Genomic DNA, 16,930 nt, shown 5'->3' with positions numbered 1-16,930 from the left:
CAGGGAAAACACCATGTTTAATCAAAAGCCAACTCTTAGCCACGGTGTGTCTAAGAAGCTAAGTACTTTTAATAAAAAACTTGTACAAAATTTACTTAGTAAATCTCTTTACTATGCTTCTTCACGTCATACCCTGTCTCTATTGAGTGCTATACCCGCGCTATTAACGCTAAATGTCGCGCAAGCCCAAGTGGCGGAGGTCATGCAATGGGAAGCTATAAGTGATACGGTTGTAGAACAAAGTGACCGATATGTTAAGCGGGGTGTAGGTTATTTTACTGAAAACACCTTTACTTTATCAGAGTCGTTTAGCCAAAGTGATATATTGCGCTTGGTCGTCACGCAAAGTAGTCATGAAGTTATAGAGCCAGACGGATACAACAACCTCAATCAACCGTATTTTAATATAACGGGTACTCAAAACAGCCACACTATTTACTTTAGCCCAGCCCGAAAAGCGTTTGCCTATGACATTGAGCTTCAACAACAAGTCCAACCGAGTAATGCTTTGACCTTTACCTACGATTTTAATATCGATCAAGTACAGCTTGAAAATAACAACTGGGAAGGTTGGGTGTATCCCACGCGTAACCGAGGTGAAATGGTATTTGAGGCAGAAGGTGGGAGAGATGAAACAGGAGCAATTAGCTATACCGACACAAGTACTAATGTAAATATCACACAAAATGGCATTAGATTTAACAACCGTACCAATCAGCCCAATATCAATCCGTGGACGACCTTACTAGAAAGTGCCATAGGCAAAGATATCAACTCAGTCTCACTATGGGTGAAGGTTGAAAAAGCGCAGCCTGGTGATGTAACGGTTAGGCACAATCTTATTCCTTTCCCAGTGATAGATGACAAGAAAGGGCCAACTATTAACGCGGGGCTGGATATCGGCCCACAATACGAAATGATCATTCCGGCTTCCGAAAATGGCAACTGGGTGCAAGTTGAATTTATTGATAGTAAAACTGGCTTACGCAGTTTTACTATTCCTGATACGTGGCGCCATTTTGATGGCGAGTCATCTATTCAGGTTTATCCCCAGTTTTTATTTGATGGACTAGATGTGGGCGACAAAGTCACCATAGATAACTACGCAATAAACGAAGAATCTTTGGATGAGGCATGCTGTGCGCCAGTAGATGATAGCGACACTGGAAATAGTGGCGGGGGCTCTTCAGGTGGAAGTGATAGCACTCCAGACATTAACGAGCCAGATTATCAGCTCGGTGATATTCTTAACTTTAACTATACGTTTGACGAGAACAGCTTGGCACCAAACCAGGGCAGTCAAGGCTGGGTATATTCAGTTATCGACAGGGGAGCACTTAGTTTTGCCGATGGGGAAGGAAGAAGTGGAGCGGCGCTTGTCTATGAAGATACAAGTGAGAATGTTAACCCAGAGCAAAACGGGTTTTACCTTCAGCAGTGGAATAACAGTCCGTTTACTGCAAGGTTTGATAACCACGGTCACATATTAAGAGAAGTGTCTTTGTGGGTAAAAACTGACTTAGTGTCTGAAAAGGACATTGAAATCATTCACTATCTCCTTCCTTATGGTTTGGTTTCAGGTAATAAGAGAAATAATTACCCTGCTGCAGTTGAAGCTGCACCGCGTTATACAGGTACTATTCCAGCGAACAGCAGAGGCTGGGTTGAGTTAACATTAACGCTCACTTCCGATTCAGAAGGCGATTTTATTATTCCATCCACGTGGTCGGGCTATGAAGGGGGCGATTTCAATATTTATCCTGAATTTAAATTTGCTGGCACCGAAGTAGGGGATAAAATTTACCTAGATGACTATTTTGTTGTATCAGAAGTGGGCGAGCCGCTACCTATTCCCACAGATTTCACTATTGCATACGACTTTGAAGAGGCAACAGTTAGCCAAACTAACGGATGGGGTTTTGTACTTGCGGATTTCGGTAGTATTAGCCTAGAAGATAATGGTGGTGTGAATAGTAGTAGTGCTATTGGTTATACCGACACCAGTGTAAATACAGACATTACTAATCAATCTTTACTTTGGCACAAATGGGGCAACGCCAACCCGTGGAGCCAAGCTTTTGGTGGCGGTGCTGTAGACACTGAAATTCAGTCTGTAAGTTTAAATGTAAAAGTTGTGAAAGGGATAGGCAATACCAGCACAACCCCAGTAACGGTGAAGCATCACTTGTTACCGTGGAATGTGACCTTGAGTGGTGGTAAATCGGGCAAAGTTGCTGCAGCGCAGGCGATAACCGCTGACTACACGGCTACTGTTGAACCAGAGCATTTCGGTGACTGGGTAACGATAACCTTTGTGGATGCAAACACTGATGAACTTGGCTTCTCTGTTCCAGAAAGCTGGATCCTCACAACGGGTAAAGATATTACAGATGTTCTTCCATCTTTCTATTTCGGCGGGTTAGAAGAAGGGGATAAAGTAATTATCGATGACTATCTACTAGTGGGTGACAACGCGCTCGCCAGAAGCGGTGAAATTGAAAATGACATCCCGTTGCCTGAATACGGCTATCATGATGGTAGTGGCACTTACACGGTAACCCCCAGACCTGAACCTATAAGCTTTGAAGACTCTAGGTTCTATACGCCGCCATCGGCAACAGGCATTCAGCGTGATTTACTGATTGATTATGCAGTTAATAATCAGGATTCGATTGATGATACTCAGGTTCTGCAAGAAGCGCTTGATGACATAAGTAACAATTTAGGCGGAGGAAAGCTTTTTATTCCTGCCGGCGACTATTACTTTAGAAGTGTACACCTTCGGTCAAATGTCCAAATTGTAGTTGATGAAAATGCACGTTTCTATATGGCACCTGGTGGTGGTTACAACACCTGGATGTTCGAAATGGGTTTTGGTGATCAGGGTAAAGCAGAAAATGTGAGCATGGTTGGCCTTGGCGGAGGTTTTACTATCGATTTGTCTATCGACAGAACGCCAGAACCCAATGAGCGCATCGCTGTGTTTAGAATGGGTGACATAGAAAACTTCAGGTTTGCTAATTTCACTATTGAAGATAACAAGACTATCTTCGCTTCCTTTTTAGTTGGCGTTACACAGCGAGATAACGACCTCCACTGGCCAGCAAACGGCATTATTGAAGATATTACCCAGCACAACTCATTGTTCGGTTACGGACTCGTTCAAACCTATGCCGCCGATAATATTTTGTTCAGGAATCTTCATAGCGAAGGCGGTATTACGCTAAGAATGGAAACAGATAACTTAAGTATGAAGGACTTCGGTAAAGGCGGTATCCGAGATATTTTTGCTGAAAATATTCAAGGTACAGATTGTTTAGCCCCCGTTATGTTTGGCCCTCATTTCCAAGAGAATGGGTCGGTACAGGTCAATGGTGTCGTCTCCAATGGTTGCGGTTTTGCAGTGAGGGTAGACGAAGGGTTCGTTGAACTGTTCAGTCCTCAAGGAGAAAGTTATACGAGGAACCAGTGGCGCGATGAAGTTAACGCTACTTATGGTGCAGGCTGCGCTGATGTATCTTATGCTCGTGGTGCAAACCAATGGGCTACCCGTATTACGCCGACGAAAGCGTGTTTAGATGCAGTGCATAATCGAACTAAACTCAAACCTGGATGGTTTAAAGAGTCTTACGTTTATAACGTTACCGCCAATTTCGATACAAACGCTCACTTGAAGCTAGATAACTTAAACTTCGTAGCTAGCTGCGACAACATCTGTATTGCTTCGCCCGAACAATGGTCGAGAAGAGGACAAATTTTCCTCGGGGATTCTGTCGCCGCTATCGTAAACGAGCAAAAAGAAGGTGTGGATTACAATTTCAATATTAATATTGATAACCCCTCGTCTAATGGCTTTCCTAATGGGCATTACGAAAAGCTAGATAGCTTTTCCATGCCGTTATCTTCGTGTCGTTCTAACTACCAAACCGCATTACCAAATTGTAGTGATGTAAGGTGGTATTAAACATTAATCTTTAGCTCTTGACCGGTAAAAAGGAGCTGCTAGCTCCTTTTTATTTATCTTTAAAAAGCAAATCAAAGAAGCGCTTAGCGCTAGGTGTAAAAGGACGTTGGTTTAAATGTAGAAAAAAGAGTGTTCGAGCATTGGCATCAATCCTGCTCACCCGATGGATCTTTTTTAGCTGACTTAATTCATCGCATACTATATCAGGTAAAAAGAAACGCCTAAGCCTTGTGACACTGCTCTGGCGATAGCTTCATTACTGCCCAGTCGTATTTCTTTTTCTACCTTCCAACCATTATTTTGTATGATCGATAATGCGACTTCTCTTGTGCCTGAACCTTCTTCGCGCAATAGCCATGTGCAGTCTCGGGCATTAAACTTTTCAGAATAAGAGACCCATAAACCCATTGATTCTTTAACCCATGGTATCACCTGAATGTGTTGTAAATGGGAAGGTCCTTCAACAAGAGCAACATCGAGCTGGGCATCAAGCAGCTTTTGCTCAATATCGCGGGAGTTGGCAACCACAAGTTCTATGTGAATGTCAGGGTACTTGGCACGAAATTCTGCTAAATACGAAGGTAGCCAGTAGCTAGCCACTGTTGTGCTTGCCCCGACAGTGAGAGACCCTTTACCGGCATTTGCCATGAGCGCCATATCTTCAACGGCTGACTTCTCAATGGCAAAGATCCCCCTAGCATGTTCAAACAGCGTTTTTCCCGCTTCAGTCAGCATTAAAGTTCGAGTACTTGATGAACGCACTATGAGTGAAAGTGAAAGACTATGTTCTAGTTCTTTTACTGCTTTTGATACGGCAGGCTGACTAATAAAAAGCTGTTCAGCAGCACCTGTAAATGAACCTAACCGAGCAACCCAATAATAGACGCGAAGGGCATTTAAGTTTAATCGCATAACTAAAAGTTATTCATGCATCGTTTATATGTATTGGAGTTATATTTTAACGGACGTTAATTTACTGTCAACGCATCGACAGGAGTAGTGTATGAAAGTCCAGAATATTGCTGATAAAATTTTAAACGCCCCTCGAGTAGTTAGTTCTTCAATGTGCTTAGGTATTGTAAGCGTGATGCTCATTTCAATTCTCTCAACTTACTTTTCAACACTACCTTTATTCGAGGAAATAGGGCTAAGCCCATTGACGATTGCGATTCTTGTTGGTGTGGTAATAGGCAATAGCCCCATAAACCGTGTTATGCATAGAATTGCAACTGGCGTCGATTTTTCTAAAAGCGTTTTGCTAAAGCTCGGGGTTATTTTGTTTGGACTGCGGATCACTTTTGAACAGATAGCACAGCTGGGTTGGTATGGTGTTTTCGTCGATCTAGTAGTAGTAGCAAGCGTGTTAATTGTTGCCTATCTTCTAGGTACCAAGCTTTTTAAGTTAGATTATCAAACGTCAATACTCATAGGCGCAGGAAGCGCAATTTGTGGGGCTGCTGCGGTTTTAGCAACTGAACCTGTGGTAAAAGCACAAGCGCACAAAGTCTCAATAGCTGTAGCTACGGTAGTACTTTTTGGTACAACGAGTATGTTTTTATACCCAGCGCTGTATCCATACTTAGGTTTAACAGAGCATGCTTTTGGTATTTACATAGGGGCAACAGTGCATGAAGTAGCACAAGTTGTTGCTGCAGGTACTGCGGTTAATAGTGAAGTCGCGAACGCTGCAGTAATTGAAAAAATGGTACGCGTGATGTTACTTGCACCAACGCTTCTGGTTTTATCATGGGTACTTGCCAGGAAGACAAATGCAATAGATGAGAATGCCTCAAACGACAAGCCAAACCTGATTATTCCGTGGTTTGCTGTTTTATTTGTAGTAGTTAGCGGCATTAACTCTCTTGAAATCATTCCGTCAGGTTATCATCAAGACCTATTAACTATAGATAATTATTTGTTATGCATGGCGATGGCAGCACTTGGTCTTCGAACTCACCTCACACCAATTTTCAATGTTGGATTCAAGCCAGTCTTACTCGCCGCATGCTTGTTTTTCATGTTAGTCGCAGGAGGATACGGCTTGAGCCATATATCTGGTTGAATAAATTTAAGTGTAAAATTGCTTAACATTTTGCAAACATATGATGTATATTAAAGTGGTATTTATCGAGGTAAGCCAGATAAAAGTTTAAGCATTATAGAGAACGAGATAAATGTTTGTTAAAAGTCAATTCATCAGCACTGTTAAAGGCGGCGAGTACTATAAAAACAAAATATCTAAAGTGCTCTTAGCCGTGCTGACTACCAGTACTTTCGCATGTGCAAATGGTGTGGAGCAAAACAAGGAAAGCTTTGATAGCGAAAATATTAGCGGAGAGCGCATCTTATTTAAGCAGGAGGTAGAACATCTTCCTGTAAAGAACAGCAATTTGCGCAAATGGGATGTAGCTACAGTGGCTGACCTTGATCAAGATGGCTTTCCTGATCTTTTGCTAAATGACCATGGTTTTAGTTTAAAAGTGTTGTGGAACAACAATGGCCGGTTTGCCAAACCTTACGACCTTATAATGGGGGATATGCATGGTATTACTGCAGGTGATTTTGATAAAGACGGCAGTATCGAAATAGCTGTTTCCAGAGGCGGTGGTTCTGGGAGTAACGCTAGAAACACCAAGCTTTTTCGGGTAGCGAAAAACCGTGAAATTTCAACGGTGCCAAATTTAGAACAACCCATGCCTTTTATGCGTGGGCGAACGGTGAAGCTTGTAGACTTAAACCAAGATGGGTGGCTAGATTTACTTAACTTTGCCTTTCCTTCTCGTGAGATGCAGGGAAAAAGTGAAAGCTATATATTCAAAAATACCCAGAATGGCCAGTTTGTAGAGGAAACAAAACTGCCCGCGGTAAGAGGCGATGGTCAGAAAACACTCATCACTGATTTCAATAACGACGGGTTACCTGATTTAATAGTATACGGTAACGATGAAGCCAGAGCTTATCAAGCGAATAAAGCGTTTGAATATAACGATGTGACAAATAGCGTTTTTCCTTTCACATTAGATAATGTCACAAGTATTAATGAAATTGATTTTGATAACGACGGCGATTTTGACCTATTTGTAACCCGCTCAGTCGAGTATCAACCAGGGCAAACATTTTACGATAAAAAACTTCAATTATTAGGCTACTACTGGTTGCGAGGAGTACATAAGTTCCCTCCTTTTCACGCAGGTCCTGTCATCGAGCTACTTAATTTTCAAAGTCAGTGGCCAACCAAAGACTTATTTATTGGAGAGTCAGCTTATCCTTATGCTTTTGAAGGTGAGACCCACATTGGACGAGACGTTCGTCTTGTAAATAGCGATGCACTAGGGTTCCCTGATAAATTAGACAAAAAGGGCGCTTATATTGGCTACATTGGGAATGGGCAATGGCAATTCGCCACGGCTACGTTTTCAATTTCTACAGGGGTAATAAAAGGGGTTGCCGCTTACCCTGAAATGCCAAAGCCAGAAGCGTTGAGCGATGTGCTGCTGTTAAATACCGGCGGTACATTTGTTGATGACTCAACGCAGTTGGGAATTACCTATCAAGAAAATACGGTTTCGTCAGCGGTAGCAGATATCAATAATGATGGCTACAGCGATCTCGTTATAGCTAAAACAGGCGACCTCATTCACTCTAACAATGCGCTCACTTTTCTTAATGAAAAAGGAAAAGGTTTCAAGGCTATTACTGCTCACGGTATTACCAGTGAAGAACTAGGTGCACTAGGTCTTGGAATTGAACCATTAGACTACGACTTAGATGGGGCTGTTGACCTGATAATAGGTAATGAGCGCGGCAAGTGGCACCTATTGCGCAACACCAAAACACACAATAACTACATTGGTATACACGTTCCGCCTTCGCCAAAGACAAACGCTAATTCAGTAGGTGCGGTAGTAGAAATAGAGGCATGCGGAAATAAGCAGAAAAAGAAAGTAGGGCAAACCTCAGCAGCATATTCTTTGAGTTCAAACCCGGCGTTACACTTCGGTTTAGGTAAGTGCACTGGACCGGTTACAGCAACGGTTTCATGGAGCAACAATGAGCAATCTACACGAACCTTTACCGCGGCAAATACCTATGTTGGTTGGTGAATTATAATACGGCATGGAAAATAGCTTGACTAAATTATTACGTTTATCGCGAATAAATTAAAGGCGTCCTTATAATGGATAAAAAGAAACATATTCTGATTACGGGAGCCTCATCGGGTATTGGACAAGCGCTAGCCCAACAGATAGCAAAAGAGTCTTTCTTATTAAGTTTGTGTGGTCGGAATGAAGAAAAACTACAGAAAACGCTGGCTTTGTTGCCAGATAAACGCATATACAGTGAGAGTTTTTGCCTAACGAATAAAAAGCACACAGAAGGTTTTATTAAACGGGCGATTAAAACACACGGCGATATAGATGTTTTGGTTAACTGTGCCGGACTGAACAATGTTAGAAAGGCCGGAATCGAAACAGAGCTTTCAGAGCTAGATTGGTTGATGGAAGTTAATTGTTATGCGCCTATTCATTGTATGCAAACCGTCGTTCCTGCGATGCAATCTCGTAAACTTGGCACAGTAATTAATGTACTTTCTACCGCCTGTCATTTTTCAAATCCAGGCATAGCCGCTTATACGGCGAGTAAAGCCGCACTTGATGCCTATACGAAGGTAATGCGTAAAGAGCTTCGAAAAGACAACATTAAGATGTTATCCGTCTATCCCGGCGGTGTCGATACTCCATTTAGAGAAGCCGAACGCCCTGAATACCTAAAAGCCGAAGACGTAGCTGAGGCTATTTTTAATTTAATGCTGACTGCAGAACACGCTCATGTGCATGAACTCATCATCCGCCCGCAGTCAGAAGAGAATTTTTCTTAACGTTTTATATTCATATTTTTGTTTAAAAAGGACAGCGAAATGGCATCGCGAAATCATAAAACTCTTAATGTATTGGTATCGTTTTTATTAATGATAACCTTGGCATCTTTTGCCCATGGTACTGAATCGAAAGAGGGGACACCCTCAAAGGAGCACAAAAAACCGAATATCGTTTTTATCTTTTCTGACGATGCAGGCTATGGTGATTTTGGTTTCCACGGCAATAAGGTAATGAAAACGCCTAACTTGGATAAGTTAGCTGCCGAGGGAGTTCGGTTCGAACAGGGCTATGTTTCAGATCCCACGTGCGGACCTTCTAGAGCTGGCTTATTGACTGGGCGCTATCAACAACGTTTTGGTTTTGAAGAAAACAACGTTCCTGGTTATATGAGTAAAAATTCTGCCCTGGATGGTGATCAGATGGGCGTGCCTGTTGAAGAAAAAATGATGTCTGACTACCTAAAAGATCAAGGCTATACATCCGCTTACTATGGGAAATGGCACTTAGGTGGGGCAGACAAGTACCATCCGCTCAATCGTGGCTTTGACGAGTTCTACGGTTTCCGTGGTGGCGCGCGCAGTTATTTTGCTTATGAAGAAGGTAAGGAGCCTTCAAAGCTAGAGTTAATGGAGCGCAATTTTGCGCAATACCAAGAGCCTGAAGGGTATTTAACGGATGAACTTGCTGCTGAAGCGATAGATTTTATCGAGCGTAGTACAAAAGCGGATAAACCATTTTTTGTTTTCCTTTCGTTTAACGCGCCTCATACACCGATGGAAGCTACAAAAGAAGACTTAGCTAAATTTCCTAACTTAACGGGCAAACGCAAATTGGTAGCCGCCATGATGTATGCTATGGACCGAGCCTCTGGAAAGGTACTAGACACGCTGGAACGCTTAGGTATTGAAGATAACACCTTGGTCGTTTTTACCAATGATAACGGCGGCCCTACAGATATGAATGCTTCGGACAATTTTCCGTTTAGTGGAACGAAATCTAATCATTTGGAAGGCGGAGTAAGAGTTCCATACGTTATGAAATGGCCGGGTGTATTCGAACAAGGAACTACGTATCCGCACCCCGTAAGTACCTTAGATTTGCTTCCTACGTTTTTTGCAGCAGGTGGTGGTGATGCCTCAACGTTAGAAAACATAGACGGCGTTAACTTAATACCCTTCGTTCAAGGCTCAATTAAAGAAGCGCCGCATGAGTTTCTTTATTGGAAAAAAGATACCCGAGCCACGGTACGGGCGGGAAACTGGAAATTAATGCGTTTTCCAGATCGGCCCGCTGAGCTTTACTACATTGATAACGATGAAAAAGAGTTTAGAGACGTGGCGAGTGAGAACCCAGAACTTGTAAAAATACTGTTTAAGAAAATATTCGAGTGGGAATCTACACTAGAGCGACCTCGCTGGTTACTCGAACGCAAGTTCGAAAATTACGATATTGATCGCATGGACCACTACTGGCACAAGCCAACTGACGGAAATGAGTCAGAAGGTAAGCTGTTAATTCGTCCCGCATCCGCGCACTAGAAAAACAGATATTCAACACTTTTTGTTAATTAAATGTTCTTTTAAGTTGACGCCAAGTTAGACATAAGTATAACATCCGCAAACATAGCATGTTTGCATATATAGGATTATTGTTTTATATCCTATTCAGCAAACCTGTCTTCTTTTGTTTTGAAGTTAAGGAAAGCGTATGTTTAAAAAATCCAAACTGGCGTCGGCTATCGTTGTCGTTCTATCTTGTGTCGTTTCTCAATCTTCACTGGCGCAAACCGATGCTGAAGCTACACCAGACAACACAGAAACTATCCTTGTTAAAGGTATTAGAGGAAGTCAGCTGAAAGCTCTTGATTTGAAAAAGAGCAGCGATAATTTGGTAGACAGTATTGTCGCTGAAGATATCGGAAAGTTTCCCGATACTAATGTGGCAGAGTCACTTCAGCGTATTTCCGGTGTCTCCATTAGCCGTAACGGCGGAGAAGGTTCACAAGTTACAGTTCGCGGCTTCGGTCCACAATTTAATACCGTACTCGTTAACGGCCGTCGTTTAGCGTCGGAAACTGCAGGTCGTGGCTTTGACTTCTCGCTACTCCCAGCTGATTTAATCGGCGGTGCTGATGTTTTTAAATCATCATCTGCGGAGCTCCAAGAAGGCGGTATTGGTTCGACCATTAATTTGCGAACCCAACGCCCTTTAGATATTGGCAAGTTCTCAGCTGTAGCGAGTGCCCGAGGCCTGTACGACGATAACGCGGACAAGTCAGCGCCACAAGCATTTGGGCTTATAACAAACACCTTTGCTGATGATACTGTAGGTTTGTTGTTTTCCGCTTCCTATCAGGGCCGTAAAACAGGAAACGACCAAGTTGAAGGGGCAAACTATCCGAGCAGAACTTACGACGATGCACGTAAGGCAACATTATTTGAGAATGGTATAGGTAATGAGGGTGTCAATACATACGCTCACCAACAACAAACTCGTTATATTCGAGCTAATGAAGATAGGGAGCGGTTTGGCGTTACTAGTTCACTTCAATACCTTCCCAGCGAAAACACCAAGCTCACTATTGATGGTCTCTACAGTAAATTTAATATAGAAGCTCAGTCGATTGCATCTCTTCAATACAACGAAATTCCAACTTTTCATAATGCCGTAGCCGATGAAAACAATGTCATTGTTCGCTATGATCAAATAGGTCGTCCTTTTAATACATTTCTTGCATCAAATAAAGATTCCGAAGTATTTCAGGTTGGGGCAGAATTTGAGTGGAACATAACGGATTCACTGACTGGTACTTTTGACTGGTCAAATTCTCGAGCAAAAGACGACAACGCGGGAGGAAACTACTTTGTTGTAGTGGCTAGCGCACCTGCAGTTCAGCGCTATGACAATACTGGAAATTTTGCTGCACCTATAATTACAAATTATCAGTTTACGCCGAGCTCAACAGACATTAATGGAGATGGTGTCGTCGACCAGTTTGACTATGTTTTAGGAGATGAAATTACTCAACCAGATCCGAATGAACAATTTTCTTGGGCGTCAACTCGGGAAGGCGCAGGTGAACAAGATCACATACAAGAGTTCAAAGCGGATTTTAATTGGTTTGTTGATGGTGATTTTCTTACGAAGGTCGACTTCGGTGCTTACTACAGCGAGCAAGAAAAAATTCATACTGATGCTCATACCAACAACTCGCGAACACTTTACGCCAACAGACCTGTTCCGATTCCTGCTGAATTGTTAACGTTGAAATTCCGTGACGGTTATTTAGATGGCGTCCCCGGAAATTATCCAAACAGTTACATCGATTACGACGTTGAAGAGCTCCTAGATTTTCTTGAAGATCCTGCAACACTTGCCCTACGAGATGAAATATATGGTTTGCCAGCAGGCTCTTCCGCTGAAACGTTAGGGCCAGATGGTTTTGACGCACTCATTGACCCGAGCCGTGGGTACAGTATTGAGGAAGATATAACTTCATTGTACGTAAACGCGCAATTTTCTCAGTATTTTGATGATATGGAGCTAACAGTCAATACAGGTTTACGCTACACGGAAACTGAAACTACCTCTACCGGTTTTGCTGCACAGTATATTGATTTTGCGCCAAATCCATTGCGGGATGATGTGCTAGATTTTACAGAGTCTGAGCCGAGCCCACTGTCTCAAACGACTAAATATGACAATTGGCTACCCAATATTACGGCTAAGCTTCGCGTTAACGATATAGTGATACTGCGTGGAGCGTTTTCAAAAACACTTACAAGGCCTAATTTAGGCGCATTAAACCCAGGTATTCAAATTAACCCTGGTTTACGTTTATCTGATCTGCGCGGAGTGGGCGGAAATCCAGACTTGCAACCCTATGAATCAACAAACTTCGATTTTAGTAGCGAATTTTATGTCAATGAAACAACCCTTTTTTCACTAGGTCTATTTCATAAAAAAATTGATGGTTATGTAGTTCGTGGTGAACAGCGAGAGGCCATTACTGTTCCAGAGCCGAACAACTTGGATTCCATAACTGAAGATAGAACAAATATTGAAGGTAACAATATTTTCTTTACTATTACCCGTCCTAGAAACCTAGAAAGTACAGAAGTCTACGGGGCTGAAATTGCTTTCCAGCATACCTTCGATTACTTACCCGGTCTTTTGCAGTACGTAGGGGTAAATGCAAACCTTACGTATGTTAATTCATCAGACGAATTTGATAGCAATGATGCAGAAAATAATGTTGTGCTACCTGGTCTTTCTGATTCCCAAAACTTAGTATTGTTCTATGACGACAATATGTTTGAAGCACGCATTGCTTATAATAAGCGTCAGCGTTACTTTGAGCGTTTAACACGTGTAGAGCCTATTTTTGTCGACAATTATGATCAATTAGATGCGCGCATAGCGTGGAATATTAAAGAAAATCTTCAAGTGTTCCTTGAAGGAACCAACCTAACTAACTCTTACTCGCGTCAGGGCGGGCGATTTGATAGTCGTTTTGCGTTCGTTGAGTCAACGGGTACGCGCTACGCAATTGGTGTAAGAGCAAACTTCTAATCTAGCAAAACATCGTGCAAGGCGAGCTTGATGGTTGAATCTGCTCGCCTTTTAGGTTTTAGACTTTTGATAAAAACGTAAATAAATCGAAAAAGAGCTATGTGATGCTGCGATTATCTAATTATGTGACAATAGTATTGTTCATTTTTATCTGTTTGCCTACTACTGCTAGTCCGGAAAAGCTTTTTTACAAAGCGCCAACCCACTTTGGGGTAACGAAATACTTTGTTAATGATTATTCAGCTGATAATGATCCAAAGACCGATGATACAAGGCTGTTTCAGCGCGCAATAGATGATATATGGAAACAAGGTGGCGGGAAGCTTGTCGTAGAAAAAGGCAAATATTCCCTATTAAACGTTGTCCTAAAATCTAATGTTCATATCGAGATTGAAGCTGGCACTGTTATTTTCCCTTATCTTGATCCGACCCCAAATAATCGATTTCTCAAAAAAGCATACGCCATATTTGAACTTACTTCTAAGTACGCGGAACCGTTGAAAAGCGTAAGTATTAAAGGGGTCGGAGGCGATTTCATTGTTGATATTTCGACAGCGATTAATAAAAAGAACCGTGTCTTTTTCATTAAGAATGTACAAAACTTCTTGATTAGTAATGTGGAAATTTTAGACGACTATTCTAAATTTGCAGCTTTTGTTTTAAACGGAGAGTCTGTTGGACAAAGAATACTAGGACCCAAAAACGGAGAGATTAGAAATGCCCGTGTGTTAGGTGCTGATTATGGTTATGGCTTAGTACAAGCACAGTTAGGTGAAAGTATACTTTTTCAAAATTTATATGGATTAGGAGGCGCGACTCTTAGGTTAGAGTCGCACACTAAAAACTTAAGAGACCTTACTAAGTTTACTCCACTAAATAACATTAGAGCCAATAATATTAAGTGTGAAAAAGGAAACGCCGCTTTTATGGTATCTCCACATTTCGTGAAAAATGGGCAATTTAATGTCGACAATATAAAAGCGAAGGGGTGTGGCTGGGCAGTAAGAACGTCTAATGGGTTTACGACAAAAGAAGAAAAGTCCTTAGGGTTACACGCAGGTTCGTTTAGCGCCAAGTCAACTATACGTAATGTAAGTGCGCAATTTGGTGAATATTACGCACAAATAAAGCCGAAACACTACAGGTATATACCTTGCGTTTTGATGGCTAACATCGACAGGGAGGCTATTTCAAAAGCCACAGGCAAAAGTTTCGTTGGACCTTCAATTGGTGTTGTGCTGCTAGATACCGATTATCAATCATTCATGAGTTCCGATGAAATTTTGCGCTCTGATGGTTTTTTATCCAGAACAGCAGCTAGTAATGGGTGATAAAACTTCAAAGGATTTGTGTAAGAGTATCCCTTTTCAGAATAATTCTAACACTTAAAAGTAGGTAGCATCGATTAGTTTAGAGGGTGTTTAAGGGCCGTACACAAACTCTAAACGGTTTTCGTTTAAATCGTGTTTTATTATAAACCGTAAACATGATATCTTTATTTAAATAATATGTTTAAAATTTGTTATTTAAGTAATCGGAAATGAGAGGTTTAGCCTTGCTCAATATTCGACATTTCAACGTAACAACTTAATGAGTGTTTACATGAAACCAGTAAAAAAATTGCCTTTCGCTTGTTGTGCTTTGTTTTTATCAATCTCGACTATTAGTGGGTGCACGACTGAGATGGTAGCATCCGCTAGTGAAAAAGAAGCGTCTTCAACCAACATGTTCAAGAGGACTAGTGGGGTCATTCCTTTTAGTCGGTCTCTTCAAAGAAAGTGGGGCGCCGCGGTTACTGCAGATGTCGACCAAGACGGATGGGATGACGTAATAACAACGCAACACGGCACGAATGCACTTATTTACTGGAATAATGAAGGCAAATTTTCCGAACCTGTTGTAATAGTCACAGGCGACACACATGGATTAGGTGTGTCTGATTACGATGGCGACGGCAATATGGATATTGTTGTATCACCCGGTGGTGGCGATGGAGGTAATCCTAGACGACCTATATATTTTAGCGTCGACAAGCAACGAAATATCACTAAAGGTGGTACGTTCTCGCACTTTAGCGCCAGTAGAGGGCGGGCCATTAAGTTCTTAGAAGCCAACAGCGATAATAAGTTGGACTTATTCACAACGGGTTTTGCGCCTAAACGGGTGAAGTCATTAACCACAAATCAACTGTATCTGAATTCAGGGACAAGCTTTTCACACCCATTAACCTTATCTATCCCTCATGATGCGCTTTCAGTAAAAGCGCTTGTTACAGATGTAAATAACGACCATATTTCCGATGTAATTACCTTCGGAGGTAAAGACATGACACTATCGGTAGGGCAAGGGGACGGGAGCTATGTAGATAAAACAAAGGAAGCTTTAGGTGATTTGGCTAATACCCACAATGTAATCAACATTGCAGAAATAGACTATGACAACGACGGGGACTTTGACTTATTTCTCGCACGTAGTCCTTACCAATTTCAAAAAGAATCTTACTACGATCCTAAAGATAAAAACTTTGCTTTCTTTGTGTTCAGAAACAACTTTATGTATGACGACATCACCGTTGAAGGCGAAAACCTTATCTTGGAAAATATCCAAGAAACCTATGCAACCTATGACATTCAGTTAGGCAGCGAACGGAAGGTTGTTGAAGCTGAGCGCACTGCGCACTATATGGATGGTCGCCTTGAGATTAAACCAAACGAGGCGATGGGGTGGCCAGAAGGTGAAATACTTAAGGGCATGCATATTGGCTATATAGGTAACGGAAAATGGCGTGTTGGCGGCGCAGTTAAATCTCGTTTATCGGCGGTAATAAAAAATGTTATTAACCACCCTAGTGAATTGAAGCGAAAGCCTATGCCAGCACTTTTGCTCGAAAATCGAGGCGGTAAATTTGTGGATGCTACAGATAGTGTAGGTATCGATATCCAAGAACAAACCACCAGTGTTGCCGCAGCCGATTTCAACAATGACGGTTTTATGGATTTAGCGATTACCCCTTATGGAAATATGGCGTTGCCTGTGGAGCATTACGTATTGATGAACGAAGCTGGGGCGGGATTTAAAAAGCTTCCTCACGTTGGACTAACCTCTGATGAAATAGGTGCCACGGGTGTCGGAGTCACCGCATTCGATTATGACCAAGACGGCCGTATGGACTTGGTTTATGGCAATGAAAGAGGTCGCTGGTACTTAGCTCAAAATCAGTTACCAAAAAATGTTTTGGGTAACTTTATCAAGGTAGAAGTAGGAGCGTCTGCTGATCAACAAGCCCAGCCCACAGGTGCAAGAGTAACTATTACGGCTTGCGGTAGGCAGCAAACTCAACATGTAGGTGCCACTGGGGATGGCTTCCATCATATGCTAAATAGCAAAATGCACTTTGGTATTGGTTCGTGCGATAGTGTTGAGAGTGTACATGTCATTTGGGCGAACGGTGAAGAGGAGTTCTTAGAAGATAAAAAGGCCGGCACAATAGTTAAACTCTAAAATGTCTATTCAT

The 16,930-nt window shown here is 42.0% G+C and carries 9 protein-coding genes; 8 read left to right on the top strand and 1 reads right to left on the bottom strand.

Translation table 11 applies throughout. The annotated features are described in order from the left end of the window. Positions 1-13 precede the first annotated feature (13 nt). The gene (locus KUL49_RS05715; RefSeq protein ID WP_131136607.1) at positions 14-3,964 is read left to right on the top strand and encodes a hypothetical protein; all 3,951 of its coding nucleotides are present in this window, start codon (positions 14-16) and stop codon (positions 3,962-3,964) included. 198 nt (positions 3,965-4,162) lie between these two features. Here KUL49_RS05715 and KUL49_RS05710 read toward each other — a convergent pair whose 3' ends face one another. After that, complete coding sequence (locus KUL49_RS05710) at positions 4,163-4,876, bottom strand: LysR family transcriptional regulator (RefSeq protein WP_131136606.1); 714 nt, start codon at positions 4,874-4,876, stop codon at positions 4,163-4,165. A 91-nt stretch (positions 4,877-4,967) separates the two neighbouring features. On the opposite strand from KUL49_RS05710, the gene KUL49_RS05705 reads away from it, so the two are divergent. The 7 genes from KUL49_RS05705 (at position 4,968) to KUL49_RS05675 (ending at position 16,917) form a co-directional block, all read left to right on the top strand. Beyond that, positions 4,968-6,026 carry a YeiH family protein gene (locus KUL49_RS05705; protein WP_131136605.1) on the top strand — a complete coding sequence of 353 codons (1,059 nt, stop codon included), beginning with the start codon at positions 4,968-4,970 and terminating at the stop codon, positions 6,024-6,026. A 112-nt stretch (positions 6,027-6,138) separates the two neighbouring features. Then, positions 6,139-8,067: a CRTAC1 family protein gene (locus KUL49_RS05700; protein WP_131136604.1), complete on the top strand. Its 1,929-nt coding sequence runs from the start codon at positions 6,139-6,141 to the stop codon at positions 8,065-8,067. Positions 8,068-8,141: 74 nt separating this feature from the next. Next, a complete protein-coding gene (locus tag KUL49_RS05695; protein WP_131136603.1) occupies positions 8,142-8,843 on the top strand; it encodes an SDR family oxidoreductase in 702 nt (233 codons plus the stop codon). Between the two features lie 39 nt (positions 8,844-8,882). Beyond that, on the top strand, positions 8,883-10,382 hold the full coding sequence (locus tag KUL49_RS05690) for a sulfatase-like hydrolase/transferase (RefSeq protein WP_242633732.1): 1,500 nt from the start codon (positions 8,883-8,885) through the stop codon (positions 10,380-10,382). Positions 10,383-10,551: 169 nt separating this feature from the next. Continuing rightward, the gene (locus tag KUL49_RS05685; protein WP_131136602.1) at positions 10,552-13,416 is read left to right on the top strand and encodes a TonB-dependent receptor; all 2,865 of its coding nucleotides are present in this window, start codon (positions 10,552-10,554) and stop codon (positions 13,414-13,416) included. Between the two features lie 104 nt (positions 13,417-13,520). Continuing rightward, positions 13,521-14,747 carry a hypothetical protein gene (locus KUL49_RS05680; protein WP_131136601.1) on the top strand — a complete coding sequence of 409 codons (1,227 nt, stop codon included), beginning with the start codon at positions 13,521-13,523 and terminating at the stop codon, positions 14,745-14,747. Between the two features lie 352 nt (positions 14,748-15,099). Further along, positions 15,100-16,917, top strand: a complete 1,818-nt coding sequence (locus tag KUL49_RS05675; RefSeq protein WP_242633731.1) for a CRTAC1 family protein — start codon at positions 15,100-15,102, stop codon at positions 16,915-16,917. The last annotated feature ends 13 nt before the right edge of the window (positions 16,918-16,930 follow it).

It is taken from the genome of Alteromonas sp. KUL17, from assembly GCF_006538305.1.
GTDB lineage: Bacteria > Pseudomonadota > Gammaproteobacteria > Enterobacterales > Alteromonadaceae > Alteromonas > Alteromonas macleodii.
The sequence above is the reverse complement of the archived record's forward strand: the minus strand, read 5'-3'. Positions and strand labels throughout refer to the sequence as shown.

Coding starts and splice junctions, on each gene's coding strand:
- KUL49_RS05715 (WP_131136607.1), top strand. CDS start 14: ATGTTTAATCAAAAGCCAACTCTTAGCCACGGTGTGTCTAAGAAGCTA.
- KUL49_RS05710 (WP_131136606.1), bottom strand. CDS start 4,876: ATGCGATTAAACTTAAATGCCCTTCGCGTCTATTATTGGGTTGCTCGG.
- KUL49_RS05705 (WP_131136605.1), top strand. CDS start 4,968: ATGAAAGTCCAGAATATTGCTGATAAAATTTTAAACGCCCCTCGAGTA.
- KUL49_RS05700 (WP_131136604.1), top strand. CDS start 6,139: ATGTTTGTTAAAAGTCAATTCATCAGCACTGTTAAAGGCGGCGAGTAC.
- KUL49_RS05695 (WP_131136603.1), top strand. CDS start 8,142: ATGGATAAAAAGAAACATATTCTGATTACGGGAGCCTCATCGGGTATT.
- KUL49_RS05690 (WP_242633732.1), top strand. CDS start 8,883: ATGGCATCGCGAAATCATAAAACTCTTAATGTATTGGTATCGTTTTTA.
- KUL49_RS05685 (WP_131136602.1), top strand. CDS start 10,552: ATGTTTAAAAAATCCAAACTGGCGTCGGCTATCGTTGTCGTTCTATCT.
- KUL49_RS05680 (WP_131136601.1), top strand. CDS start 13,521: ATGCTGCGATTATCTAATTATGTGACAATAGTATTGTTCATTTTTATC.
- KUL49_RS05675 (WP_242633731.1), top strand. CDS start 15,100: ATGGTAGCATCCGCTAGTGAAAAAGAAGCGTCTTCAACCAACATGTTC.